This window comes from Streptomyces sp. NH27 (assembly GCF_056859195.1).
Genome location: NZ_JACEGK010000700.1, coordinates 1 through 3,273 on the forward strand (window position 1 = coordinate 1; position 3,273 = coordinate 3,273).

General features: G+C 71.4%; 3 protein-coding genes and 1 pseudogene. All 4 read left to right on the top strand.

What is annotated here, in order from left to right:
- Positions 1-267 (top strand): annotated as a pseudogene (locus AC13HU_RS34610) (ABC transporter substrate-binding protein); the annotation flags it as partial.
- A complete protein-coding gene (locus AC13HU_RS34615) occupies positions 260-1,321 on the top strand; it encodes an ABC transporter permease (protein WP_483045959.1) in 1,062 nt (353 codons plus the stop codon). The pseudogene AC13HU_RS34610 and the gene AC13HU_RS34615, both read left to right, overlap by 8 nt.
- On the top strand, positions 1,318-2,229 hold the full coding sequence (locus AC13HU_RS34620; protein ID WP_483045960.1) for an ABC transporter permease: 912 nt from the start codon (positions 1,318-1,320) through the stop codon (positions 2,227-2,229). Before AC13HU_RS34615 ends, AC13HU_RS34620 begins: the two co-directional genes overlap by 4 nt.
- Positions 2,226-3,251: an ABC transporter ATP-binding protein gene (locus AC13HU_RS34625; RefSeq protein WP_483045961.1), complete on the top strand. Its 1,026-nt coding sequence runs from the start codon at positions 2,226-2,228 to the stop codon at positions 3,249-3,251. The genes AC13HU_RS34620 and AC13HU_RS34625 overlap by 4 nt, the downstream gene beginning before the upstream one ends.
- Positions 3,252-3,273 lie beyond the last annotated feature (22 nt).

Below are 3,273 nucleotides of genomic sequence, written 5' to 3' on the forward strand. Positions count from 1 at the left end.
GACGTGATGCTCTACAACTCCACGCTGAAGATCGCCTCGTCCTCGAAGGTCACCGGCGTCAACGTCGGCAAGCCGGACGCCAAGGGCTTCTACCCGGCGCAGAACTCCTTCTGGACGTATCTGAAGGCGGCTCCGGCGGCTCACGGCGGCGGCTCGTCGTCGTCGGGCGGGCTGGGCATCGGGCTGGGCATCGCCGCGGCCGTGATCGTGGTCGGTGCGGGTGTCGTCGTCGTCCGGCGCCGGGCGGGGGCCGACGACCGTGAGTAGCCCCGACGCCGTGGCCGAACCGGCCGTCGTGGCGCCGGTGTCCGCCCCGAAGCCGCGGCGTTCGCTGCGGACGCCGTGGGGCGGCTACATCGCCGCCAAGCTCGCGTCCGCGGTGGTCAGTTTCGCGGTCACCCTGGTCATCGGCTTCGTCCTGTTCAACGTGATGCCGTCCGACCCGGTGCGCACCATGACCCGCGGGCGCCCGGTCAGCCAGGCCCAACTCGCCCAGCTGCGCGTCCAGCTCGGCCTGGACAAGCCGATGTGGCAGCGGTTCCTGGACTTCGTCAACGACACGCTGCACGGCCGGCTCGGCTACTCCTGGGAGTACCGGCAGTCGGTCGCGTCGCTGACGATGAACCGCCTCGGCCCGACCCTGCTGCTGATGGGCACGTCGTTCGTCATCTCGGTGCTGCTCGGGCTGTGGCTCGGCCAGCGCAGCGGCTGGCGTGCCGGCAGCCGGTTCGACCGGATCACCTCCTCCACCGCGCTCACCTTGTGGTCGGTGCCGACCTTCTGGCTCGGCATGATCCTGCTGATGGTGTGCAGCGTCGGGATCGGACCGATCCACGGCTTCCTGCCCGTCGGCGGCATGAGCGACCCGACCCTGCCGCAGACCGGGCCGACGCACTACCTGGACGTCGCCAAGCACCTGATCCTGCCGGCGCTGACCATGGTCCTCGTCGTCTACGCCCAGTACGTGACGATCATGCGGTCCTCGATCATCGAGGAGAAGGGCAGTCCCTACCTGCTGACCGCCCGCGCCAAGGGCCTGACCGACGCGGCCGTGCGCCGCCGGCACGCGCTGCCCAACGCCCTGCTGCCCTCGGTGACCATGATCTTCATGCACCTCGGCGGGCTGATCAGCGGCGCGGTCACGGTCGAGGCGGTCTACTCCTGGCCCGGCCTCGGCGACCTCACCTACGAGGCCCTCAAGATTCCCGACCTGCCGCTGCTCCAGGGCACCTTCATCGTCTTCAGTGCGAGTGTGATCATCATGAATCTGCTGGCGGACCTCGCCTACCGGTTCCTCGACCCGCGGGTGCGCGCCCAGTGACGGCCGCGCAGATCGTCACCGCGCAGGAGGCGGCCTCGGCCGTCCCGGTCAGGTTCGTCGGAGCACGCCGCTTCGCCAAAGCCTTCATGCGCCGCCCCGCCGGAGTGGCCGGGGTCGCGGTGCTGCTGGTGTTCTCCCTGCTGGCGCTGGTCGCGCCGCTGTTCATCGGCCCCGACCAGCTGGACGTCACCAAGGTGGACGGGCCGCTGCTCGCGGCGCCCAGCGGGCACTACCCGCTCGGCACCGACCTGGCCGGCCGCAACGTGCTGTTGCTGCTGATCTGGGGCTCGCGGGAGTCGCTGCGGATCGGCATCATCGCCACCGCGCTGACCGTCGTCATCGGCGCCGGGGTGGGCATCGTCGCCGGCCACTACGGAGGACTGGTCGGCCGGGCGCTGATGCACGTCACCGACTGGTTCATCGCGCTGCCCAGCCTGCCGCTGGCGATCTCGCTGGCGGCCGTGCTGGGCCAGGGCGAGACGTCGATCACCATCGCCATCGCGGCCACGTCCTGGACCGCGACCGCGCGGCTGGTGCGTGCGCAGACCCTCGCCGTCGAGGCGCGCCCGTTCGTCGAACGGGCCCGCGCGCTGGGTGCCGGCGACCGTCAGATCATGGTGCGCCAGGTGCTGCCGAACGTGATGCCGCTGATCCTGGTGTCCAGCACCCTTACGGTCGCCGGATCGCTGCTGTCCGAGGCCACGCTCACCTTCCTCGGACTCGGCAACCCGGCCAGCGTCACCTGGGGCCAGATGCTCAACGACGCCTTCTTCAACGGTGCGTTCACCGCCGACGCGTGGTGGTACCTGCTGCCCCCGGGCCTGGCGATCCTCGTGGTGGTGCTGGGCTTCACGCTCACCGGCCGCGCCGTGGAACACGTGCTCGACCCGCGGATGGAGAACAAGTGACCGCCCAGACCGCAGCGACGGCCGGCGCCGCCGCCACCGCCGACCCGCCCTTGCTGGAGGTCCGCGACCTGCACGTCGCCTACCGCCAGGGGAACCAGTCCGTCCCCGCCGTGCGGGGCGTCGACTTCACCCTCGCCGCCGGTGACACGCTCGGTGTCGCCGGGGAGTCCGGCTGCGGCAAGTCGACGATGGCACTGAGCCTGCTACGCCTGCAGGACCGTTCCGCGAAGGTCAGCGGCGAGGTGCTGTTCCGCGGCGAGAACCTGCTGACCACCAGCTGGGCCCGGCTGCGGGCGGTGCGTTGGGCCGGTGCGTCGGTGGTGTTCCAGGGCGCGATGAGCGCACTGAACCCGGTGCGCACCGTGCTGGACCAGATCGTCGAACCGATGGTGCTCCACGACAGGATCCGGGTGAAGGACGCCGAGCGCCGCGCCGCCGAACTGCTCGACAGCGTCGGCATCCCGTCCCGGCGCATCCGCAGCTATCCGCACGAGTTCTCCGGCGGCCAGCGGCAGCGCGTGATGGTCGCCATGGCCCTGGCCTGCCGCCCGGACCTGATCATCGCCGACGAGCCGACCACCGCACTGGACGTCATGGTCCAGGCGCAGATCCTGGAGCTGCTGGCCGACCGGGTCCGGGAGTCCCGGATCTCCGTCATCATGATCACGCACGACCTGTCGCTGCTGGCGCACACCTGCGACCGGCTGGCGGTCATGTACGCCGGCCGGATCGTCGAGCTCGGCCCGTCCAAGCAGGTGCTCCAGCATCCGGAACACCCCTACACCCGGGCGCTGTCCCGGGCCTTCCCGACCATCGGCGACCCGGCCTCACGGCGCGCGCCGGTCGGCCTCGCGGGCGACCCGCCCCGGCCGTCGGAGGCCGGTACGGGCTGCGCCTTCGCCGCGCGCTGCTCCGAGGCGCAGGCTTCCTGCCGCACCGAGGAGATGTTGCTGTGGCCCGCCGGGCCGGGCCGCTCCGCCGCGTGCGTACGTGTCCGGCCCGACCACGGAGGTGCGCGGTGACCCGTATCCCCAGCCCCAGCCC